The sequence below is a fragment of the Nocardioides xinjiangensis genome (assembly GCF_017916455.1).
GTDB lineage: Bacteria > Actinomycetota > Actinomycetes > Propionibacteriales > Nocardioidaceae > Nocardioides > Nocardioides xinjiangensis.
The window spans coordinates 248,813-269,587 of sequence record NZ_JAFMSY010000001.1; the positions used below are offsets into that span (position 1 = coordinate 248,813).

At 72.4% G+C, this 20,775-nt stretch carries 20 protein-coding genes; 3 read left to right on the forward strand and 17 right to left on the reverse strand.

What is annotated here, in order from left to right:
• Positions 1 to 2: 2 nt before the first annotated feature.
• The 9 genes from hisF to hisD all read right to left on the reverse strand — a co-directional run bounded on the left by hisF (position 3) and on the right by hisD (position 8,093).
• Positions 3 to 794 carry an imidazole glycerol phosphate synthase subunit HisF gene (hisF, locus tag J3P38_RS01210; protein WP_210502441.1) on the reverse strand — a complete coding sequence of 264 codons (792 nt, stop codon included), beginning with the start codon at positions 792 to 794 and terminating at the stop codon, positions 3 to 5.
• On the reverse strand, positions 791 to 1,558 hold the full coding sequence (priA, locus tag J3P38_RS01215) for a bifunctional 1-(5-phosphoribosyl)-5-((5-phosphoribosylamino)methylideneamino)imidazole-4-carboxamide isomerase/phosphoribosylanthranilate isomerase PriA (RefSeq protein WP_210502442.1): 768 nt from the start codon (positions 1,556 to 1,558) through the stop codon (positions 791 to 793). Before priA ends, hisF begins: the two co-directional genes overlap by 4 nt.
• 60 nt (positions 1,559 to 1,618) lie before the next feature.
• On the reverse strand, positions 1,619 to 2,044 hold the full coding sequence (locus tag J3P38_RS01220) for a hypothetical protein (RefSeq protein ID WP_210502443.1): 426 nt from the start codon (positions 2,042 to 2,044) through the stop codon (positions 1,619 to 1,621).
• 64 nt (positions 2,045 to 2,108) lie between these two features.
• Complete coding sequence (locus tag J3P38_RS01225; protein ID WP_210502444.1) at positions 2,109 to 3,545, reverse strand: HNH endonuclease signature motif containing protein; 1,437 nt, start codon at positions 3,543 to 3,545, stop codon at positions 2,109 to 2,111.
• A 139-nt stretch (positions 3,546 to 3,684) separates the two neighbouring features.
• Positions 3,685 to 4,317, reverse strand: coding sequence for a hemerythrin domain-containing protein (locus tag J3P38_RS01230; RefSeq protein WP_210437975.1), 633 nt, complete (start codon positions 4,315 to 4,317; stop codon positions 3,685 to 3,687).
• A gap of 44 nt (positions 4,318 to 4,361) precedes the next feature.
• Complete coding sequence (hisH, locus tag J3P38_RS01235) at positions 4,362 to 5,018, reverse strand: imidazole glycerol phosphate synthase subunit HisH (protein ID WP_210502445.1); 657 nt, start codon at positions 5,016 to 5,018, stop codon at positions 4,362 to 4,364.
• The gene (gene hisB / locus J3P38_RS01240) at positions 5,015 to 5,623 is read right to left on the reverse strand and encodes an imidazoleglycerol-phosphate dehydratase HisB (protein WP_210437988.1); all 609 of its coding nucleotides are present in this window, start codon (positions 5,621 to 5,623) and stop codon (positions 5,015 to 5,017) included. The genes hisH and hisB overlap by 4 nt, the downstream gene beginning before the upstream one ends.
• Positions 5,620 to 6,783, reverse strand: a complete 1,164-nt coding sequence (locus tag J3P38_RS01245; protein ID WP_210502446.1) for a histidinol-phosphate transaminase — start codon at positions 6,781 to 6,783, stop codon at positions 5,620 to 5,622. Before J3P38_RS01245 ends, hisB begins: the two co-directional genes overlap by 4 nt.
• Positions 6,780 to 8,093 carry a histidinol dehydrogenase gene (gene hisD, locus J3P38_RS01250; protein WP_210503577.1) on the reverse strand — a complete coding sequence of 438 codons (1,314 nt, stop codon included), beginning with the start codon at positions 8,091 to 8,093 and terminating at the stop codon, positions 6,780 to 6,782. Before hisD ends, J3P38_RS01245 begins: the two co-directional genes overlap by 4 nt.
• Positions 8,094 to 8,176: 83 nt before the next feature.
• On the opposite strand from hisD, the gene J3P38_RS01255 reads away from it, so the two are divergent.
• A complete protein-coding gene (locus tag J3P38_RS01255) occupies positions 8,177 to 8,842 on the forward strand; it encodes an LON peptidase substrate-binding domain-containing protein (RefSeq protein WP_210437990.1) in 666 nt (221 codons plus the stop codon).
• 11 nt (positions 8,843 to 8,853) lie between these two features.
• The gene (gene ybaK, locus J3P38_RS01260; RefSeq protein ID WP_210502447.1) at positions 8,854 to 9,345 is read left to right on the forward strand and encodes a Cys-tRNA(Pro) deacylase; all 492 of its coding nucleotides are present in this window, start codon (positions 8,854 to 8,856) and stop codon (positions 9,343 to 9,345) included.
• Between the two features lie 6 nt (positions 9,346 to 9,351).
• Here ybaK and J3P38_RS01265 read toward each other — a convergent pair whose 3' ends face one another.
• From J3P38_RS01265 to J3P38_RS01280, 4 genes are all read right to left on the reverse strand, one after another.
• Positions 9,352 to 11,106 (reverse strand): DUF3352 domain-containing protein, encoded by a 1,755-nt coding sequence (locus tag J3P38_RS01265; RefSeq protein ID WP_210502448.1) that lies wholly within the window; start codon positions 11,104 to 11,106, stop codon positions 9,352 to 9,354.
• Between the two features lie 69 nt (positions 11,107 to 11,175).
• Positions 11,176 to 11,730 carry a hypothetical protein gene (locus J3P38_RS01270; protein ID WP_210502449.1) on the reverse strand — a complete coding sequence of 185 codons (555 nt, stop codon included), beginning with the start codon at positions 11,728 to 11,730 and terminating at the stop codon, positions 11,176 to 11,178.
• Complete coding sequence (gene dnaE / locus J3P38_RS01275) at positions 11,727 to 15,296, reverse strand: DNA polymerase III subunit alpha (protein ID WP_210502450.1); 3,570 nt, start codon at positions 15,294 to 15,296, stop codon at positions 11,727 to 11,729. Before dnaE ends, J3P38_RS01270 begins: the two co-directional genes overlap by 4 nt.
• A 147-nt stretch (positions 15,297 to 15,443) precedes the next feature.
• Positions 15,444 to 16,406, reverse strand: a complete 963-nt coding sequence (locus J3P38_RS01280) for a DUF2332 domain-containing protein (RefSeq protein WP_210502451.1) — start codon at positions 16,404 to 16,406, stop codon at positions 15,444 to 15,446.
• Positions 16,407 to 16,562: 156 nt separating this feature from the next.
• On the opposite strand from J3P38_RS01280, the gene J3P38_RS01285 reads away from it, so the two are divergent.
• On the forward strand, positions 16,563 to 17,699 hold the full coding sequence (locus J3P38_RS01285; protein ID WP_210502452.1) for a ThuA domain-containing protein: 1,137 nt from the start codon (positions 16,563 to 16,565) through the stop codon (positions 17,697 to 17,699).
• Between the two features lie 113 nt (positions 17,700 to 17,812).
• Here the strand turns inward: J3P38_RS01285 and J3P38_RS01290 are convergent, their stop codons facing one another.
• Genes J3P38_RS01290 through J3P38_RS01305 form a run of 4 tightly spaced genes read right to left on the reverse strand, consistent with a single transcriptional unit; the run spans position 17,813 to position 20,703 of the window.
• Positions 17,813 to 18,511 (reverse strand): GNAT family N-acetyltransferase, encoded by a 699-nt coding sequence (locus J3P38_RS01290; RefSeq protein ID WP_210502453.1) that lies wholly within the window; start codon positions 18,509 to 18,511, stop codon positions 17,813 to 17,815.
• Entirely contained in the window at positions 18,501 to 19,439 is a 939-nt protein-coding gene (locus J3P38_RS01295) for an RluA family pseudouridine synthase (protein ID WP_210438006.1), read from the reverse strand. Before J3P38_RS01295 ends, J3P38_RS01290 begins: the two co-directional genes overlap by 11 nt.
• On the reverse strand, positions 19,436 to 20,017 hold the full coding sequence (gene lspA, locus J3P38_RS01300) for a signal peptidase II (RefSeq protein ID WP_210502454.1): 582 nt from the start codon (positions 20,015 to 20,017) through the stop codon (positions 19,436 to 19,438). The genes J3P38_RS01295 and lspA overlap by 4 nt, the downstream gene beginning before the upstream one ends.
• The gene (locus J3P38_RS01305) at positions 19,990 to 20,703 is read right to left on the reverse strand and encodes a TraR/DksA family transcriptional regulator (RefSeq protein ID WP_210502455.1); all 714 of its coding nucleotides are present in this window, start codon (positions 20,701 to 20,703) and stop codon (positions 19,990 to 19,992) included. The genes lspA and J3P38_RS01305 overlap by 28 nt, the downstream gene beginning before the upstream one ends.
• Between the last annotated feature and the right edge of the window lie 72 nt (positions 20,704 to 20,775).

A 20,775-nucleotide genomic window follows, 5' to 3' on the forward strand; every position in this document is an offset into this window, starting at 1 on the left:
TCCTACGTCTCCGACCGGCCTCCGCGGACCGCGTGACCGGCCGTGGACAGACCGGTCTTGACCTCGCCGATGCTGAGCGTGCCGAAGTGGAAGACCGTGGCGGCCAGCACGGCGTCGGCACCGGCCTCCACGGCCGGCGGGAAGTGCTCGACGGCCCCCGCTCCCCCGCTGGCGATCACCGGCACGTGCACCTCGCGGCGCACGGCGCTGATCAGCTCGAGGTCGAAGCCGTCGGTGGTGCCGTCGGCGTCCATCGCGTTCAGCAGGATCTCGCCGGCGCCGAGCTCGGCGGCGCGGACCGCCCACTCGACGGCGTCGAGGCCGGCGCTGTGGCGGCCGCCGTGCGTGGTCACCTCGAAGCCGCTGGGCGTCGCCGGCTGGTCCGCGCGGACGCGCCGGGCGTCGACGCTGAGGACCAGCACCTGGTTGCCGAACCGGTCGGCGATCTCCGCGACGAGCGCGGGGCGGCGGATGGCGGCGGTGTTGACGGCGACCTTGTCGGCGCCGGCGCGCAGCAGCCGGTCGACGTCCTCGACGCTGCCCACCCCGCCACCGACGGTGAGCGGGATGAACACCTCCTCCGCGCAGCGGCTGACCACCTCCATCGTGGTCGCCCGGCCCTCGTGGGAGGCGGAGATGTCGAGGAAGGTCAGCTCGTCGGCGCCCTCGGCGTCGTAGAGCCGGGCCAGCTCCACCGGGTCGCCGGCGTCGCGCAGCTCGGTGAAGTTGACGCCCTTGACCACCCGGCCGCCGTCGACGTCGAGGCACGGGATGACGCGGACCGCGAGCGTCACGAGGCGCCCTCGGCGGTGCCCGTGCCTCGCGTCAGCGCGAGTGCGTCCTCGAGGGTGAAGCGGCCCTCGTAGAGCGCGGTGCCCGCGATCGCGCCTTCCACGCCCTCGTCGACCAGTCCCATGAGGGCGCGGATGTCGTCCAGGGTGGTGACGCCGCCGCTGGCGACCACGGGCCGGTCGGTCGCCGCGCAGACGTCGCGCAGCAGCTGGAGGTTCGGACCCTGCAGCATGCCGTCCTTGTTGACGTCGGTGACCACGTAGCGCGCGCACCCCTCGCCGTCGAGGCGCGCCAGCGTCTCGTAGAGGTCGCCGCCCTCGCGGGTCCAGCCGCGAGCCGCCAGCGTCGTCCCCCGTACGTCGAGGCCCACCGCCACGCGGTCGCCGTACGTCGCGATCGCGCGGGCGCACCACTCCGGCTGCTCGAGCGCCGCGGTGCCGATGTTGACGCGCCGGCAGCCGGTGGCCATGGCAGCCTCGAGCGACTCGTCGTCGCGGATGCCGCCGCTCATCTCCACCTGGATGTCGAGGGTGCCGACGATCCTCGCCTGCAGCTCCCGGTTGTGCCCGTGCCCGAACGCGGCGTCGAGGTCGACGAGGTGGATCCACTCGGCGCCGGCCTCCTGCCAGCGCAGCGCCGCCTCGATCGGGTCGCCGAACCGCTTCTCCGACCCGTCCACGCCCTGCACCAGCTGGACGGCCTGGCCGCCCTTGATGTCGACGGCGGGCAGGAGCTCGAGGTACGGCTGGTCAGGCGTGCTGGGCATGGGTCGATCCTAGGAGCGCCCGGGGCGCGTCGCGTCCCCCCGTGGTGTGGCGAGACGCCGTCACCACTGAGGGTCGTCGAACCAGTCGGCCAGGTCGGAGAACGCGCCGGCGCCCAAGGCGGGCGCCAGCATGAACGGCAGGGCGACGACGAGCACGACGAAGGCGAGCAGCCCCAGCCACGGACGGCCCTTCACACCGTGCGCGACCAGTCCGGCAGCCGCAGCCGGCACCACGAACGGCAGCGCCGCAGGAAGCTGCCGGGCGCACCAGGCGACCGCCCCGGCGTAGAGCGCGACGCCCACCAGACGCACACCGATTGCGCTGGTCCACGAGCGCGTCCTGCGCTTCGAGTCGTCGCCGGCATGCCGCCGGACGTCCGCGATCGGCAGGTGGCAGCCTCGGCAGGCGGACGCCGAGGCAGGCACGGCCGTCCCGCAGAGCGGGCAGGTCAGGCCGGCGTCGGTCATCGGTCGGACGGAACGCACGGATGCACCGTATGTGCGCACGGGCATCCGCGAGGGCGGAACGGAAGAACACCCGGGGACGGAGTCACATCGGGGGGTCGGGTGGTTGGGCTGGCTCGGGTGGTCCGGTCGGGCTGGTGCCGGTGTGGTCGCGTCGGTAGTGGTGGCCGTGGGGGCTGGTCCACTCGAACACTCCTGGTTCGACTGCTCGGTAGTGCCAGGCGGTGTGGGTCTTGAGGCGGTGGTGGGTGCGGCACAGGGCGGCGAGGTTGTGGGTCGCGGTCGGGCCGGGTTGGGGTCGGCCGTCTACGTCTGCGTCTGCGTCTGCGTCGGCGTGGTGGTCGTAGGCGATGACGTGGTCGATGTCGCAGCTGCGGGCGGGTCGGGTGCACCAGGGGAAGACGCAGGTGCGGTCGCGCAGGATGACTTGTTCGCGGATCCGGCCCGGGATGGCATAGCCCGGGGCGGTCAGGTCGGTGTTGAGGTCGATGACGGGTTTGACGGTGACCTTGGTGCGGGTGTCGCCGCACCAGCTCCTGACCTGGTCGAGCAGCAGCAGCCGCTGGCGCTCCTCGAGCCGGCCGGTGGGACCGAACACCGTCTCGCCGTCGGGCGTGAACGCCGCGTCGAAGTGGGCGTGCAGGACGACCTCCCGGGCGGCGGGCAGCCCGTCGCCGCCCCGGGTGCCTTCGACGCCACGCATGCCTGAGGTGTGGAGGTCGAGGGCGGTCTGGGTGCGGGCCAGGTCGCCCAGCGCGGCGGCGCGGCGGGCGTCGAGCGACGCGGTGGAGCCGAGGGCCTTCAACGTCTCGGCGCCGTGGGCCAGGGCGCGGTCGAGGTCGAGGGCGTCGGCGATGTCGAGCTCGGCCTCGAGGCGCATGGTGCCGGCGTAGTGCACGTCCTCGTCGTGGACGGTGGCGTGGCGGGGGTCGATGGTGGGGTGGCCGTCCTCGGGGTCGGCGGTGGGGTCCGGTGTGGCGAGGTGGTGGCGGGTGATGGCTTCGGCCACGAGCCGGTCCAGCTGTGCGGGTCCGACCTTCCCGGCGACGGCGGCGACCTGGGTGTCGACCCAGCCTGCTGCGTCGACGGTGAGCGCCGGGGTGGCGTGGATGGTGGCCTCAGCGACGGCGCGGGCCCGCCAAGCCGGGACGGCTCCGGCGTGGACCTGCGCCCACAGCCGTGGCAGGCGGTGCCGCAGCTCGAGGGCGTGCCCGACCAGCCGCTTGGCCGCGGTGGTCGAGACACCCAGCACCGCGCCGAGCTCGGCGATGCAGAACTCCGCCACCAGCGGGCAGCCGTCGCCGGCGATGGGCTCCTCGTGCTCACACGACGACACGGTGAACGTCGCGGCGGAGTGGATCGACTCCGGCGGGTGCAGGTCGGCCCACCGGGCCGCGAGGTCGAGCTGACGAGCCGCAGCGGCGTTCTCCGCCACACGCGCCTCACGCGCCGCGGACAGCAAACCAGCGGCGGTGAGGTCATCCACCCCACCTGGGTCCGCGCCAGCCAGCCGCTCGATCATGTGTTCGATTCTAGGTGCCACCACCGACAGCGGCACCGGTCCAGACAACTGTCGAGCGTCGACCCCCTCGTTCGTCTTGGTCCGGCCCGCGACGATCGACGGCGTGGGTCGCCCTCGACCGCCCGACCACGGAGGGCGACTAGCGCCAGACCGGCGCCACCTCGCGGCGGTAGCGGCGCGCCAGCAGCAGCGTGAGCACCGTCAGCACGGGACCCGGGATCATCGCGCGCAGCGAGGCCCGCTCGCGCTCCCCCGCACCGTCCTGCATCCACGCCAGGGCGTTGGCGGCGTCGACCGGGCTGGCCGGGCGCAGCTTCTTGGTCAGCTCCTTGAACTCCGCGTCGTCGTGCAGCGCGCCCATCGGACCCTCGACGTCACGCTCCTCGTGGTCGAGGTGCCGGTTGATCACCCCGCGGGCGCGGGCTACCTCGTCCGCCGCGGACGAGGCGCCGGCCGCGGTGGGCTCCGCGACGAGGGCGTCGAGGCACACCGACACCGACGACAGCGCCTGCTTCATCGCGACGTGCTCGGCCTCCATCTCCTCGAGCAGGGTGCGCTCGACCCCCCGGGACTGCAGGAACGGCCACACGTGCTCGTCCTCGGCCTCGTGGTGGTGGGTCAGCTCGCGCACGAGGTTGCGCCATGCCGTACGGACCTGGCGGGCGCGTCGCGTGTCACCCTCGGGCAGGGCGCGCAGCGCCTCCTCGGTCCGAACCACGTCGCGGCGGACCGCGGCATGGATGATCTGGTTCATGCTGAGCGGCTCGGTCATCCTCGGACGCTAGCGCCGGGGCCGAGGCCCGGCGACCTCAATTCTCAGGAGATCCGGCCAGCACCCGGGCGCAGCGACGCCACCCAGTTGCGCAGCAGCGCCGCCCCGGCGTCGCCGGACTTCTCCGGGTGGAACTGCGTCGCCCACAGCGGCCCGTTCTCGACAGCGGCCACGAACCTGTCCCCGCCGTGCTCGGCCCAGGTCACCAGCGGCGCCTCGGTCCGGTCGTTGGTGACCAGGTCCCACGACCGTGCGCCGTAGGAGTGGACGAAGTAGAACCGCTCGTCCTCGACGCCCGCGAACAGGCGGGACCCCGACGCCACCTCGACGGTGTTCCAGCCCATGTGGGGCACCACGTCGGCCTGGAGCCGCTCGACGGTCCCGGGCCACTCGTCGCAGCCGGCGCTCTCGACACCGCGCTCGACGCCGCGCGAGAACAGGATCTGCATGCCCACGCAGATGCCGAGGACCGGTCGACCGCCCGCGAGGCGACGCCCGATGATGCGGTCGCCCTTGATCGCGCGCAGGCCGTCCATGCACGCGGCGTACGCGCCCACGCCGGGAACCAGCAGGCCGTCGGCCGCCAGCGCGGCGTCGAAGTCGCCGGTCAGCGTCACCGACGCACCCGCGCGCTCGACGGCGCGGACCACCGACCGGAGGTTCCCCGAGCCGTAGTCGAGGACGACGACGTCGGGGCTCACAGGCTGCCCTTCGTCGACGGGACACCCGTCTCGCGGGGGTCGATGGCGACCGCGTCGCGGAACGCGCGGGCGAACGCCTTGAACTGCGCCTCCACGACGTGGTGCGGGTCGCGCCCGCCCAGCACCCGCACGTGCAGGGCCAGGTGGGCGTGGAAGGAGATCGTCTCGAAGACGTGGCGCGTCAGCGAGCCCATGTACGGCGCGCCGGTGCCGCCGATCGCGACGTAGGCCTGGCCGTCGGGCTCGCCGGTGTGCACGCAGTACGGGCGGCCCGAGACGTCGACGACCGCCTGGACGAGCGCCTCGTCGAGCGGCACGGTGGCGTCGCCGAAGCGGCGGATGCCCGCCTTGTCGCCCAGCGCCTCGCGCAGCCCCTGGCCGAGGACGATCGCGGTGTCCTCGACGGAGTGGTGCGCGTCGATGTGGGTGTCGCCGGTGGTGTGCACGACGAGGTCGACGAGCGAGTGGCGCGCGAACGCGTCGAGCATGTGGTCGTAGAAGCCCACGCCCGTGGACACGTCGGAGCGGCCGCTGCCGTCGAGGTCGACCTCGACGACGACCTGGGACTCCTTGGTGGTGCGCTCGATCTTCGCGGTGCGGCTCATGCCCGCTCCTCCGTCTTCCCGGTCGTCTGCTCAACTGTCTGCCCGGCTGCCTGCCCCACGGTGTCCAGCAGTGCCTGCCTGAATGCTGTCATCTCGCCCGCCGTGCCGATCGACACCCGCAGCCACCCCTCGGGGCCGGTCTCGCGGATCAGCACGCCGCGGTCGACCAGACCCTGCCAGACGGCGTGCCGGTCGGCGAACCGCCCGAACAGCACGAAGTTGGCGTCGGAGTCGGCGACCTCGAACCCCTGCACCCGCAGCCAGGTCACCGTCGCGTCGCGCTCGGCGCGCAGGTCGTCGACCCGCCCGAGCAGCTCCGGGGCGTGGCGGAGGGCCGCCAGCGCGGTCGCCTGCGTGACGGCGGAGAGGTGGTAGGGCAGCCGCACCACCCGTATCGCGTCGCAGACCGCGGGGTCGGCGGCGAGGTAGCCGACGCGGGCACCGGCCAGGGCGAACGCCTTGCTCATCGTGCGGGTCACCACGAGGTTGCGGTGCCGCGGCAGCAGCTCGAGGGCGCTCGGGGTGCCGGCGCGCCGGAACTCGCCGTAGGCCTCGTCCACCACCACCAGCCCGCCCGGCTCGTAGGAGCTCGCCGCCTCGCACAGCACGGTGACCGCGTCGTGGGGCAGCGCCGTGCCGGTGGGGTTGTTGGGGCTCGGCAGCAGCACGACCGCGGGCCGGCGCTCCTCGACCAGGCGGCGGGCGGCGTCGAGGTCGAGGGAGAAGTCCTCGGCCCGGTGCCCGGCGTACCACTCGGTGAGGCTGTTGCGGGCGTACTCGGGATACATCGAGTACGTCGGCGCGAAGGACAGCGCCACCCGGCCGGGGCCGCCGAAGGCCTGCAGCAGCTGCAGCATGACCTCGTTGGAGCCGTTGGCCGCCCACACCATCGCCGGGGTGATGCCGGACCCGCCCGAGCCGTTGAGGTACGCCGCCAGCGCGGACCGCAGCTCGACGAACTCGCGGTCGGGGTAGCGGTTGAGCGACACCGCGGCCGCGCCGACCGCGCGGGCGATGTCGGCCGCCGCCTCCGGTGAGGGACCGTAGGGGTTCTCGTTGACGTTGAGCTGCACCGGCGCCTGCTCGAGGGAGAGCTGGGGCGCGCCGTAGGGCTCGATCCCCCGCAGCTCCTCGCGCAGGGGTGGGAAGGCCGCGCTCATCGTGGCGACCGCTCCGCGAACCGGGCGCTGACGGCCTGCCCGTGGCCGGGCAGGTCCTCGGCCTCGGCGAGCGTCACGACGTGGTCGGCGACCTCGGCGAGTGCGGCTCGGGAGTAGTCGACGACGTGCACCGACTTGGTGAACGCGCGCACCGAGAGGCCGCTGGAGTGGCAGGCGCAGCCGGCCGTGGGCAGCACGTGGTTGGAGCCGGCGCAGTAGTCGCCCAGCGAGACCGGTGCCCACGGGCCGACGAAGATCGCGCCGGCGTTGCGGACGCGCGCGGCGTGCGCGGCGGCGTCCCGGGTGTGGATCTCGAGGTGCTCGGCGGCGTAGGCGTCGACCACGGCGACGCCCTGCTCCATGTCGTCGACGAGCACGATCCCGGACTGCCGTCCGCTCAGGGCGGTGCGGATCCGCTCGGTGTGGCGGGTCTCGAAGACCTGCTTCTCCAGCGCGGTCTCGACGGCGTCGGCGAGCTCGAGGGAGTCGGTGACGAGGACCGAGGCGGCCATCGGGTCGTGCTCGGCCTGGCTGATCAGGTCGGCCGCGACGAACGCGGGCTCGGCGCTGTCGTCGGCGAGGATGGCGATCTCGGTGGGGCCGGCCTCGGAGTCGATGCCGACGACGCCGCGCAGCAGCCGCTTGGCGGCGGCGACGTAGATGTTGCCGGGACCGGTGACGAGGTCCACCCGCGCGCAGGGTCCCGCGCCGTGGGCGAACATCGCGATGGCCTGCGCCCCACCGACGGCGTAGACCTCCTCGACGCCGAGGAGCGCGCAGGCGGCGAGGATGGTCGGCTCGGGGAGCCCACCATTGGTCCGCTGCGGCGGGCTCGCCAGCGCGATGGACCGCACGCCGGCGACCTGGGCCGGGACGACGTTCATCACGACGCTGCTGACCAGGGGCGCCAGCCCGCCGGGGACGTAGAGCCCGACGCGGTCGACGGGCACCTTGCGGTGGGTGACGGTGGCGCCGTCGGCGAGCCGGCTCGTCACGTCGTGCTCGAGCTCGGCCTCGCAGGTGGCACGGAGCCGGCGTACGGACTCCTCGAGCGCCGCGCGGACCGCCGCGTCGAGCCCCTCGAGGGCGGCGGTGAGGGCGGCGGGCGGGACGACGACGTCGTGGCTCTCGACGCCGTCGAAGCGGGCGGAGAGCTCGAGGATCGCCTCCACGCCGCGGGTGCGGACGGCGTCGATGATGGGCTGCACCTGGTGCGTGGCGGCCTCGACGTCGAACTCGGCGCGCGGAACGCTCGCGCGGTAGTCGACGGACGCCGCGTCGGCGCCCCTCAGGTCGATGCGACGGATCAGGGACATGCCTCGATTCTAGGTTCCGCCCCGGCACGCCCCCGCGTCGGCCGCGAGCGGTGGACAGGCGGCGCTAGGTTGGTCACGTGAGCGACACGCTGCCGATGTTCCCGTTGAGCACCGTGGTGTTCCCGGGGATGACCGTGCCGCTGCACGTCTTCGAGGACCGCTACCGCATGCTGGTGCGCCACCTGCTCACCGTCGACGACCCCGCCGCCCGGGTCTTCGGCACGGTCGCGATCCGCGAGGGCTACGAGGTGGGCGACCACGGGGCCCAGTCGGTCTACCGGGTCGGCTGCGTCCTCCAGCTCACCGAGGTCGACCGGCGCGAGGACGGCACCTACGACATCGTGGCGGTCGCGCGGGAGCGGATGATGCTCGAGGAGATGCGGAAGGGCGCCGACTTTCCGCAGGGCCGTGCCGCCGTGCTGCCGGAGCCCGAGGTCGACGTGCCCGCCGACCTGCTCCACCGGGCCCGCGCGACCTTCACCGCCTTCCGGGCCGCGATGACCGAGCTGCAGGGCGACCCGTTCAGCGGGACGCTCCCCCGCGACCCGGACTACCTCGCCTGGACGCTGTCCGCGCTGGCGCCGCTGCCGATGGCCGAGCGGCAGTCGCTGTTGGAGGCGGCCGACGCCACCGAGCGGCTCACCCTGGTGACCCGGCTGCTGACCGAGGAGCTGCGCGCCATCAACGTCATCCCGTCCCTGCCGGCGACGCAGGTCGCGCGGACGGCCTGGTCCCCCAACTGACGGCCCGGGCGATGGCGAAGAAGGCTCGAGCGGCGGGCGGCACGCCGGCCACCGTGGCCCTGACCAAGGCGGACGTCCCCTTCGAGGTGCGGCCCTACGAGCACGACCCTCGCGCGGAGTCCTACGGCGCCGAGGCCGCGCAGGCACTGGGCGTCGACCCCGCCCGGGTGTTCAAGACGCTGCTCGTCTCCCTCGACGGGAGCCTCGTGGTCGGCGTCGTGCCGGTCTCCGGCCAGCTCGACCTCAAGGCGCTGGCGCGAGCGCTCGGCGGCAGCAAGGCCGTCATGGCCGACGTCGCAGCGGCCGAACGGGCCACGGGCTACGTCGCGGGAGGCATCTCGCCCGTGGGGCAGAAGCGGCCGCACCCCACCGTGGTCGACGCCTCCGCCCTCGAGCACCGCACGATCCTGGTGTCGGGCGGGCGCCGCGGGCTCGACCTGGAGCTCGCGCCGCAGGACCTGGTGGCGGTCACCGGTGCGGTGACCGCCACCATCGGTCGCTGAGCGCTGTCAGTCGGTCGTCAGCTTGACCATGCCGTGGACGACGTCGTCCTCCACCCAGCCGCTGATCCCGAAGGACGAGAGCGGCCGGAGGTTGTCGCTGAGCTCGGGCTCGTCCTCGGTGAGCCGGACGAGCCAGTCGTCGTCGGCGTCGAAGTCGACGAACAGGACCGTCTGGGCGTCGCCGTCGATGACGTCCGAGTAGACCGCGCTGTCGCCGAGGCCGCTCTCCGACTCCAGCTCGGCCCGGTAGTCGTCCTGCAGGGCCAGCACGGCGTAGCCGTCGCCCTCGGTGACCTGGAGGTACTCCTCGGCCTCCGGGCCGGCGACCGCGCTGATCTTGTCGAGCACGGCCTGGATCTCCTCGGCGTCGCCCTTGACCTTGATGCCGGCCGGGACCTCCTGCGGGCCGCCGTTGGTGATGGCGTCAGGGTCGATGCCGCTGCCCACGGAGACCGTCACGCCCTCGCCGAGCAGCGTCTCGACGTCCTCGGGGAAGGAGAGGCCCGTCTCGGTCTCGAACTGGGCGACCTGGTCGTCGATCGTCGCGGCCTCGTCGGGCGCGAGCGTCTTGACGTAGTCGAGCAGCCCCTGCGCCCACCCCTCGCTGAGCGAGAAGCCGAGCGCCGCGACCGTGTCCTCGGGCAGGTCGGAGACCATGTCGACGCCCTCCTCGCTGGTGAGGAACCTCGTCAGGTCCTCCTGGTAGTTCGAGACGGCGTACTCGACCTCGACCGCGCCGTCGTCGAAGCGCACGGTGGCCGCCGCGCCGTCGAAGTCGTCGATCATCTGCTGGAGCTCCGGCGGCAGCTCCTCGGAGCCCTCCTCGGGGAGCGCCTCGTCGGACGAGCCGTCCGCGGACTCCTCCGGAGCGACGAAGCACGCGTCGATCTCCTCCGCCGTGGTCGCGTCGGCGAGGCAGTCCTCGTCGAACGACGCGCCGGCCGGCGCGTCGTCCGGCGCGGGCGCGAGCGCCATCGGGCCGCCGAGCAGGCCGGTCATCCCGGCCGCGTCCTCGAGGTACTTCGCGGCGGACTTGGCGACGTACATCGACATGAAGCCGCCGTCGCCCGCCTCGCCGGTCCACTGCCCGAAGGCCGCGTCGTCGGCGAGCGTGCCGTCGTCGGTGGCGTCGACCACCTGCTGCGCGATCTCCTCGGTCTCCGCCACGACCATCCAGTCACCGTCCACGACCCAGCCGCCGGTCTCGGCGTCCGAGGCGCCGCCGCAGGCCTCGACGAGCGTGGCCATGCCCTCGTCGGCCCGGTCGCCGTCGCTCACCTGGACGACACCGACGGCGGTCGGCTCCTCCTCGCCGAGGTCGAGGACGGCCATCGCGGCACGCGAGCCCAGCCACGGCTCCACGTCGTCGGCGTAGTCGAGGCCCTCGCACTCGCCGGAGGAGGTGACCTCCTCGAAGAGGCGCTCGCGCAGGTCGTCGTCGGTCTCGATGTCGACGTGGTCGGTGAACGCCGGGAACTTGCGCAGCGTCCTGACGGCCTCGATCTTCTGCCCACCGCTCGGGTCGAGGTCGACGCTGAGGTAGGCGACGGTCGAGGCTGGCAGCGCCTCGGCGGGCTGCGCCCCCGTGGCGAAGAAGCTCGTCGCCGCCCAGGCGCCACCCGCGACGACGGCGCCGCCCACGACGATGGCACCGAGCGCGATGAGGCGCTTCTTGTTGTCGTCGGCCGGCGCGGACGCGCCCGGGCCGGATGCGTCCAGGTAGTCGGGGCCGCTGCTCGGCCCGCCCGGTGTCATGCTCATGAAGTCCTGATCCCCCGTCGCACAGGCCCCGATGAGGGTCGGGACAGCCCTGAGATGGTCGGGCTCAGCCTACCCACGCGAGCGCCGGACGAACCCCGTTCCGCACAGGTACGTCACGACCAGACCTGTCATCGCTCCGGCCGGCAGCGCGACCAGCGCGGGCGAGTGCCACGGCACCCGGCCGGGGTCGGGCGCGGTGAGCCCGAGGCGGGCGTCGAGCGCGGTGTAGTCGGACAGCGCGGCGGCCAGCGCCTGGGGGTCCTCCGGGCCGAGCGCGTTGCCGACGGCGTACATCACCACCGCCGCCAGACAGGCGCCGGCGAGGACCGAGACCAGCGTCGCGCTCTCGTGGCCGCGCCACATCCCCGCGAGCACCGCGAGCACCAGACCGAGCGGGAACGCGATCAGCACGAACAGAGCGACACCCTCGAAAGAGACGTCGGGACCGGCGGGCTCGAGGTACCAGCGGCCTTCGTAGACCAGTCCGGACGGGGGCTCCCACAGCCACTCCCACAGCACCCCGGCCGCGGCGCCGCCACCGAGGAACAGCACGAGGACCGACAGCACGCGACCGAGCGGGGCGCGAGGGCCGGGCGCGGCCCCCCGGTCGGACAGCTCGCTCATCCGGTCAGGCACCCGGGCCCGAGCAGCTGCTTGAGGTCGGCGAAGAGGGCGGGGCTGGGGCTGACCCTGAGGTTGTCGTCGAGCCGCAGCACCTTCGTCGAGCTCCGGGTCAGCAGGCGCAGCTGCACCTCGGTCATGCCGGGGTGGGTGCCGAGGACGTCGCGCAGCTGGGCCACCACCGGCGGCGTGCACCGGGTGGACGGCAGGCTGATGACGACCGGGCCCGTCGGGCCCTGCGTGAGGTCGGGCGCCGTGACCTCCTGGGCGCGCAGCTCGGGCTGGTCCTTGTCGCGGGACAGCTGGCCCTTGATCCGGACGATGTTGTCCTCGACGAGCAGCGTCGAGGCGAGCGTGTAGGCGCTCGGGAACAGCAGCACGTCGATCGCGCCGTCGAGGTCCTCGAGGGTGATCGTGGCCCACGGGTCGCCGCGCTTGGTGATCTTGCGCTGCACGGAGGTGATGAGGCCGCTGACGGTGAGCGTCGAGTTGTGGGCGCGCTCCTCGTCGAGCATGAGCTGGCCGATGGTGCAGTCGGTGCCCTGGGAGAGCACGTGCTCGAGGCCGAGCAGCGGGTGGTCGGAGACGTAGAGGCCGAGCATCTCGCGCTCGTGGCCGAGCAGGGTGAGCTTGTCCCAGTCGTCGATGTCGGGGATGGCCACGCTCACCCCGAAGCCGGCGTCGTCGTCGCCGAGGCCGCCGAAGAGGGAGTCCTGGCCGATCGCCTCGTTCTTCTTGAGGTCGACGAACTGGTCCACGGCAGTCTCGTGGACGGCAGCGAGCGCACGGCGCTTGTGCTTCATGTCGTCGAAGGCGCCGGCCTTGATCAGCGACTCCACCACGCGCTTGTTGCAGACCAACGCCGGGACCTTCTCCATGAAGTCGTTGAAGTCGACGTAGCGCCCCTTCTCCTCGCGGGCCGCGACGATGCCGTCGACGACGTTGCCGCCGACGTTGCGCACCGCGGTGAGCCCGAAGCGGATGTCGTTGCCGACCGGGGTGAAGTCGGCGTGGGACTCGTTGACGTCGGGCGGCAGCACCTGGATCTTCATGCGGCGACACTCGTTGAGGTAGATCGCCATCTTGTCCTTGTCGTCCTTCACCGAGGTGAGGAGCGCGGCCATGTACTCCGTGGGGTAGTTGGCCTTGAGGTAGGCGGTCCAGTAGGTGATGACGCCGTAGGCCGCGGAGTGCGACTTGTTGAACGCGTAGTCGGAGAACGGGAGCAGGATCTCCCACAGCTTGTCGATCGCCTGCTGGGGGAAGCCCCGCTCGAGCATGCCGGACTGGAAGCCGGCGTACTGCTTGTCGAGCTCCTCCTTCTTCTTCTTGCCCATCGCGCGGCGCAGGTTGTCGGCGGCTCCGAGGGTGAAGCCGGCGAGCACCTGCGCGATCGCCATGACCTGCTCCTGGTAGACGATCAGGCCGTAGGTCTCCCCCAGCACCGGCTCGAGCGCCTCGGCGAGCGCGGGGTGGATGGGCTCGATCGGCTCCCGGCCGTTCTTGCGGCGGGCGTACTTGTTGTGCGAGTCGGCGCCCATCGGTCCGGGTCGGTAGAGGGCGCTGACGGCGGTGATGTCGGCGAACTGGTCGGGCTGCATCGACCGCAGCAGCGCGCGCATGCCCGAGCCGTCGAGCTGGAACACGCCCAGCGTGTCGCCGCGGCCCATCAGCTCGTAGGTCGGCCGGTCGTCGAACGGCAGGTCTTCGAGCACGACGTCGAGGTCGCGGTTGACCTTGATGTTGGCCAGCGCGTCCTCGAGGATGCGCAGGTTGGACAGGCCGAGGAAGTCCATCTTGACCAGCCCGAGCGACTCGCACATCGGGTAGTCGAACTGCGTGATGATCGCCCCGTCCTGGGGGCGGGCCATGATCGGCACGATGTCGATGAGCGGCTCGCTCGACATGATCACGCCGGCGGCGTGGACGCCCCAGTTGCGGATCTGCCCCTCGAGGCCGAGCGCCGTCTCGTAGATGGTGCGGACGTCGGGGTCCTGCTCGTGCAGGGCGCGGAACTCGCCGCCGTCGTTGTAGCGCTTGTGCTGGGCGTTGAAGATCTCCTTGAGCGGGACGCCCTTGCCCATCACGTCGGCCGGCAGCGCCTTCGTGATCCGGTCGGAGATGGCGAAGCCGTGGTCGAGCACCCGCGCGGCGTCCTTGATGGCGGCCTTGGCCTTGAGCCGGCCGAAGGTCGCGATCTGGGCGACGCGCTCGGCGCCGTACTTCTGGCTGACGTAGTGGATGACCTCGCCGCGGCGCGCGTCGTCGAAGTCGATGTCGAAGTCGGGCATCGAGGGGCGCTCGGGATTGAGGAAGCGCTCGAAGAACAGGCCGTGCTCGAGCGGGCACAGGTCGGTGATGCGCAGGGCGTAGGCGGCGATCGAGCCCGCTCCCGACCCACGACCGGGTCCGACGCGGATGCCGTTGTCCTTGGCCCAGTTGATGAAGTCGGCGACCACGAGGTAGTAGCCGCAGTAGCCCTTCTGCGTGATGACCGCGAGCTCCATCTCGACGCGGTCGCGGACCTCCTGCGTCGTGCGCTCGCCGGGGTAGCGCGCCTCGATGCCGCGCCACACCTCCTTGCGGAACCAGCTCTCCTCGGTCTCCCCCTCGGGGACGTCGGCGCGGGCCATGTAGCCACCGGTGGACTCGGTGAACTCCACCTCGCAGCGCTCGGCGATCGCGAGGGTGTTGTCGCACGCCTCCGGCATGCCGAACCGGTCGGCCCACAGCGCGCGCATCTCCGCCGCGGACTTGATGTAGTAGCCGCCGCCGTCGAACTTCAGGCGGTTGGTGTCGGAGAGCCGCTTGCCCGACGCGACGCAGATGAGCGCGTCGTGGGCGGCGGCGTCCTCGGGGTTGTTGTAGTGGGAGTCGTTGGTCGCGACGGGCGGGATGCCCATCTGCTTGCCGAGGCGCAGGAGGTCGTCACGGACCCGCTTCTCGATGTCGATGCCGTGGTCCATCAGCTCGAGGAACACGTTGTCGCGGCCGAAGATCTCCTGGAGCTCGCCGGCCTCGCGGACCGCCTCGTCGTACTGACCGAGTCGCAGGCGGGTCTGGACCGCGCCGCTCGGGCAGCCGGTGCTGACGATCAGCCCCTTGCTGTGCTCGGCGAGGATCTCCTTGTCCATCCGCGGCTTGTAGAAGTAGCCCTCCATGCTCGAGCGCGAGGACAGCCGGAACAGGTTGTGCATGCCCTCGGTGCTCTCGGCCCACATGGTCATGTGGGTGTAGGCGCCGCCGCCGGCGACGTCGTTGCCGCCCTCCTCGGCGAGGTCGCCCTGCCCCCACCGCACGCGGCGGCGCTCGCCGCGCTGGGTGCCGGGGGTGATGTAGGCCTCGATGCCGATGATCGGCTTCACGCCGTGCCGGCGGGCCTTGCTCCAGAAGTCGTACGCCCCGTGCAGGTTGCCGTGGTCGGTCATCGCGATGGCCGGCATGCCCAGGTCGCTGGTGCGGGCGAAGAGGCCGTCGAGCAGCGACGCCCCGTCGAGCATGGAGTACTCGGTGTGCACGTGCAGGTGCACGAAGCTGTCCGCGGAACTGGTGGAGGAGCCGGCCGACATGGAGGAGACTTCCGCGCCTTTCAGGAGTCGCTGACGGGGTCGTGCTGGGGACGTGCTGGCTGTGCAGCGCGAAGGGGGAAGAGCCGCAAGCCTACGTCAGTGTGCCGGGCCCCACCGACAGGACACGGACCGCGACGGGGGTCCGCTTCACACCCAGTCGACGGCGTGCCCGTGGCCGTGGCTCAGGGCCGTGGGCACCCCGTCCAGCGCGGTGACGAAGCGGCCCGGCGGCACCTCGAGGGAGCCGGTCACCTCGGGCAGGACCTGCGGCCCCTCGTTGCTGATCCACCGGCAGCGACCCGCCGCCACCAGGTCGCCCATGAGCTCGTGGAACCTGCGGCGCTGCGGCACCTCGAGGTAGGCGACCACCGCCGAGTGGAACACCACGGGCGTGCCGTGGGCGGCGGCCTCGTCGAGCAGGCCGGGCAGGTGGTCGAACAGGTCACCGCGGCGCAGCACCGGCGGTTCCCGACGCGTGACCTCGACGGCCGCCCGCAGGCGTGCGCGCCGCTCGTCCTGCTCCGGCCACACCAGGTTCTCCAGCCACGCCATGGCGTCGGCGTCGGCCACCTCGAGGGGGTTGAGGTCGACGCCGCCGCGCCAGGCCACGTCGGGATGTGCCGAGGGCACCGGCAGCGGACCGCCGGCGTCGGCGCGGAGCACCGGACCGCCGCTCCCCCGCAGCTCGCCGGCGCCGCGCCAGGCGTAGTCGTAGCGGTCGGGGTACAGGCACAGCCCGGCGCTGGCGCCCACCTCGACCAGCGCCAGCGGCCCCGGCAGGAGCGCCAGCACCGGCGTCAGCGTGGCCAGCCGGCCCACCTCGTTGGTCTGGGTGGCGCGGGTCATGATGGTCGCCCGCACGTCGGGCTCGCGCTCGAGCAGCACCCGGCGGAGGCCGGCGTACGGGCCCGGGGCGGGCGCACCGTGCCACCGCGCCGCGGCGAGGACGAGGTTGGGCTGCCGCTTGAGCGGCGGCAGCGTGCCGAGCCAGGCCACCACCTCCTCGTCCTCGGCGACGCCGAGCGCCCACTCCTCGAAGCAGGGCGAGTCGCCGGCCGCGTAGGTGGCGAAGTCGCGGTACTCGGTCACCACGTCGTCGTAGAGCAGCACCTGCCCATCATCTCGTGACCCAGGGGCCCCAGCGAGGCGCGGTGCGACAGCCGACCAGGGGCGTTGACCGTCGTGACATGTGTCACATACCGTTCTCCTACCGGCATTAGTTTGGGTTCCCAACAAACAAACCCCACCGCAGAGAAGGACGGAACCATGAGGAAACCGCTCAGCCTGATCACCACCGGCCTCGCCGCCGGCGCCCTGCTCCTCACGGGAGCGACCTACGCCTCCGCCGGAGCCGACTCCGACAGGGCCGCCGTCGGCCCCGCCGAGGCGGCCCAGCCGTACAAGGTGCTGGTCGTCGGCAAGACGCTCGGCTTCCGCCACTCCCACATCGACGACACCACCAACGCGGTCATCGAGCTGGGCAAGGAGCACGGCTTCACCGTCGACGTGTGGGACCCGCCGATCGGACGCTCTCCCGGCCAGCCCGCGCTGACCATGGCGACGACGCCCTTCACCAGCACCGAGGCGCTGTCGAAGTACGCCACGATCATGTTCGCCTCCCCCGTGGACGGCACCAACAACCAGGACCCGAACCGGCCGCGCACCCTGGACGACGCCGAGCTGGCCGCCTTCAAGGGCTACATCCGACAGGGCGGGGGCTTCGTGGGCCTCCACGCCGCCACGGACGAGATGCACGCCGTCCCGTGGTTCAGCCAGCTGACCGGCGGCTCGGCCCGGTTCCGCAACCACCCGGCCCAGCAGACCGCGACGATGGTGGTGGAGAGCCCCCACCACCCCTCGACCACCATGCTGCCGAAGAAGTGGGTGCGCTTCGACGAGTGGTACAACTTCACGTCCAACCCGCGCGAGGACGTGCACGTCCTGCTGACCCTGGACGAGTCGACCTACAACCCGGGCAACGGCGCCATGGGCGCCGACCACCCGATCGCGTGGTGCCACAACTTCGAGGGCGGCCGCTCCTGGTACGAGGGGGCCGGCCACGTGGACTCGTCCTACAGCGACCCGCTGTTCCTCGACCACCTCCTCGGCGGCATCGAGTGGACCGCCGGCGTCGTCGAGGGCGGCGGCAACTGCGTGACCTTCCCGGAGGTCGAGGAGATCACCGCCGACCTCGCTGACGGCGGCAACCGCAACGCCAAGCTGAGCGCCGACGTGGCCGACCACCTCGCCGCGGCGGAGGAGGCCGCCGAGGCCGGTGACCACGCGGCTGCGGCGCACATCCTCAAGAAGGCCAGGGGCAAGGCGCACGGCCTGCAGGACGACACCCTGGTCGCCAAGCTCGTCGACCTCGTCGAGTGGCAGGGCGGCCTGGTCGGCTGGTGACCGACCGCTGACCGTCACGCCTCGTCACACCCCGTCACGCCTCGGCCGACACAGCACCGACGACCGGTCGCGCCCACCCGGGCGCGGCCGGTCGTCCCACGCCGGGGCGAGGGTCAGCGCGCGGCGTCGAGCGACTCGGTGATGATGACGTCGACGATGCGGGCCACCCGCTCCGGGCCGAGCTCCGGCACCACCGCGGCCACCCGCTCGACGATCTCCGCCTCGCGGTCCGGGTCACGCTCGAGGGACGGCTTGACCCCCTGCACCACCCGGGTCAGCGCGGTACGACGCGCGAGCACGTCGCCCAGCACCAGGTCGGTCTCGTCGATCAGCCCGCGCAGGAAGGCCAGCGGGTCGGCGCCGGGCCACGCGACGCGGATGTCCGGCGCCCGCTCCTCGTTGGCCGACCCGTCCATCCGCTCGAGCTCGACGCAGCCGTGCCGGCGGTAGAACGCACGGGCGGGCTCGTTCGACTCGAAGACCCACAGGCAGAACCCGTCGGGACGGGTCGACGCCACGAGCTCGAACAGGGCGGTCCCCACGCCCTGGCCCTGGTGGTCGGGGTGGACGTAGAGGTCGTCGAGCCACGTCGCCGTCCAGCGGGCGTAGCCGGCCGGCTCGCCGTCGCGCTCGGCCAGCCAGACGTCGTACGACGCCAGGTCCCAGCCCGCGACCCAGGCCCGCGCCTCGTGGTCGGGGTGCACCGGCGGCGGGAAGGCGTCGGCGGCGCCGCGGCGCGCGGCGAGGTGCAGGTCGGCCACGGCCGGCAGGTCGTCGACGGTGACCGGGCGGAGCGTGAGCTCAGTGCTCATCGCGGATGACGTCGAGCGCGTGCGCGAGGTCGTCGGGGTAGGTGGACTCGTAGGTGACGTAGTCACCGGACTCGGGGTGCTCGAAGCCGAGCCGCACCGCGTGCAGCCACTGGCGCTGGAGCCCGACCCGCTCGGCGAGCCTCGGGTCGGCGCCGTAGGTGAGGTCGCCGACGCACGGGTGCTTCAGCGCGCTCATGTGCACCCGGATCTGGTGGGTGCGACCGGTCTCGAGGTGGACCTCGAGCAGGCTGGCGAACCGGTGGGCCTCCAGCGTCTCGTAGTGCGTGACGCTGTGCCGGCCGTCGGCCATGACCGCGAACTTGTAGTCGTGGTGGGGATGACGGCCGATCGGCGCGTCGACGGTGCCGGCGAGCGGGTCGGGGTGCCCCTGCACCAGCGCGTGGTAGGTCTTGTCGACGGTGCGGTGGCGGAACGCGTTCTTCAGCACGGAGTAGGCGTGCTCGGACTTGCAGATCACCATGACGCCGCTGGTGCCGACGTCGAGGCGCTGCACGATCCCCTGTCGCTCGCTGGCGCCGCTGGTGGAGATCCGGAAGCCGGCTCCGGCGAGGTGGCCCACGACGGTGGGGCCAGTCCAGCCCGGCGAGGGGTGCACGGCGACGCCGACCGGCTTGTCGATCACCACGATGGCGTCGTCGTCGTGGATGATCCGGATGCCCTCGACGAGCTCGGGGACCACCTCGAGCGGGTCGCTCTCGACCGGGATGGTGACGTCGAGCATCGCGCCGGCGTCGACCCGGTCGCTCTTGCCGACGTCGGCGCCGTCGACCTGCACCAGTCCCTGGGAGATGAGGTCGGCCGCCCGCGTGCGCGAGAGGCCGAACATCCGCGCCATCGCGGCGTCGACCCGCTCACCCGCGAGGCCGTCGGGCACGAAGACCGTGCGCTGGTCGGCGTGCGTGCTCACGCCCGCGACCCCGGCTGGGGATCGGGCTCCGCGTCGGACTCGCGGGTACCGTCGAGGGCGATGCCCCGGAACGTCTGGAGGATGATGAGCCCGGCGGCGACGTTGATGCAGACGTCGGCGACGTTGAAGACCGGCCAGCTGGGCAGCATGAGGAAGTCGACGACGTGGCCGTGGAACGGCTCCGGCGGCCGCACGATGCGGTCCGTGAGGTTGCCGCCCACGCCACCGAGGAGGATGCCGAGCGCCAGGGCCCAGCCCGTGCTCGCCAGCCGGCGGCTCAGCCACAGCACCACCACGACGGCCACCATCGCCAGGCAGGTGAACACGATGGTGAAGTCGGTGCCGGTGCTGAACGCCGCACCCGGGTTGAAGGTCAGGTGCAGGGTGAACCAGTCGCCGAGGACCGGGACGTCACCGTCGGCGAGCGCGGAGAGCGCCCACTGCTTGGTGCCGAGGTCGAGGGCGTAGGCCAGCAGCGCCACGCACGCGAAGACCAGCCGCGCGCCGGGACGACGACGAGCCGGTGGGGCATCGGCCGGGTCGCTGGGCTTCAGCGACGCTCCTCGCGCTGCTTGCATGACATGCACAGTGTGGCATGGGGCACCGCCATCAACCGATTCTTGCCGATGGCGTTGCCGCACGAGTCGCAGACGCCGTAGGTGCCGTCGTCGATGTGCGACAGCGCCCGCTCGATCTGGGCCAGCGCCTCGCGCTCCTTGGCCAGCACGGTGAGCTCGTGGTCGCGCTCGAAGCTGGTGGCACCGACGTCGGCCTGGTCGAGGCCGGCGCCGTCACCGGCGTCGCGCATCAGCCCGGCGAGCTCCTCGGCCGACCGGCCGACGATCGCGGTGAGCCGTTCCTGGTGCTCGGTGAGCTCCTTCACGACCTCGTTGAGCTCGCCGCGGGTCCAGGCGGACTCCCCGTCGAGGACCACGAGCGTGGAGGGGGTGGCCTTGCGGACCTTCTTCGTCGGCGTGGCCTTGGTGGCGGGGGTCGGAACAGCCTTCGTCACGGGAGCTGCCTTCTCGGTAGGCGCGGTGGTCTTCGCGCTGGACTTCGCGGGGGTCTTCGCCGCCGCCTTCTTCGCCGGAGCCTTCTTGGCCGCTGACTTCTCGGCCGCTGACTTCTCGGCCGCTGACTTCGGCGGCGCGGAGGAGGCCGGGCCCTCCTCGGCGGGGGCATCCGTGGCCGGGCCCTGACCGACCACCCGCTTCGCGGCCGCCGCAGCGGTGCCCGCCAGTGACTTGCGCGTACTGCCAGCCATCTCCGAGGGCCTCCAGCTGCTTCGGGTGTGGTGGGAACCACACGGTGGCAGGGAGGGTATCCGCTGCCGGGG

Excerpts from the sequence above, each read along its gene's own strand:
- priA (WP_210502442.1), bottom strand. The coding sequence starts at position 1,558 with ATGCCCAGCACGCCTGACCAGCCGTACCTCGAGCTCCTGCCCGCCGTC.
- J3P38_RS01225 (WP_210502444.1), bottom strand. The coding sequence starts at position 3,545 with ATGATCGAGCGGCTGGCTGGCGCGGACCCAGGTGGGGTGGATGACCTC.
- J3P38_RS01230 (WP_210437975.1), bottom strand. The coding sequence starts at position 4,317 with ATGACCGAGCCGCTCAGCATGAACCAGATCATCCATGCCGCGGTCCGC.
- hisB (WP_210437988.1), bottom strand. The coding sequence starts at position 5,623 with ATGAGCCGCACCGCGAAGATCGAGCGCACCACCAAGGAGTCCCAGGTC.
- J3P38_RS01245 (WP_210502446.1), bottom strand. The coding sequence starts at position 6,783 with ATGAGCGCGGCCTTCCCACCCCTGCGCGAGGAGCTGCGGGGGATCGAG.
- ybaK (WP_210502447.1), top strand. The coding sequence starts at position 8,854 with ATGGCGAAGAAGGCTCGAGCGGCGGGCGGCACGCCGGCCACCGTGGCC.
- J3P38_RS01265 (WP_210502448.1), bottom strand. The coding sequence starts at position 11,106 with ATGAGCATGACACCGGGCGGGCCGAGCAGCGGCCCCGACTACCTGGAC.
- J3P38_RS01270 (WP_210502449.1), bottom strand. The coding sequence starts at position 11,730 with ATGAGCGAGCTGTCCGACCGGGGGGCCGCGCCCGGCCCTCGCGCCCCG.
- dnaE (WP_210502450.1), bottom strand. The coding sequence starts at position 15,296 with ATGTCGGCCGGCTCCTCCACCAGTTCCGCGGACAGCTTCGTGCACCTG.
- J3P38_RS01285 (WP_210502452.1), top strand. The coding sequence starts at position 16,563 with ATGAGGAAACCGCTCAGCCTGATCACCACCGGCCTCGCCGCCGGCGCC.
- J3P38_RS01290 (WP_210502453.1), bottom strand. The coding sequence starts at position 18,511 with ATGAGCACTGAGCTCACGCTCCGCCCGGTCACCGTCGACGACCTGCCG.
- lspA (WP_210502454.1), bottom strand. The coding sequence starts at position 20,017 with ATGCAAGCAGCGCGAGGAGCGTCGCTGAAGCCCAGCGACCCGGCCGAT.
- J3P38_RS01305 (WP_210502455.1), bottom strand. The coding sequence starts at position 20,703 with ATGGCTGGCAGTACGCGCAAGTCACTGGCGGGCACCGCTGCGGCGGCC.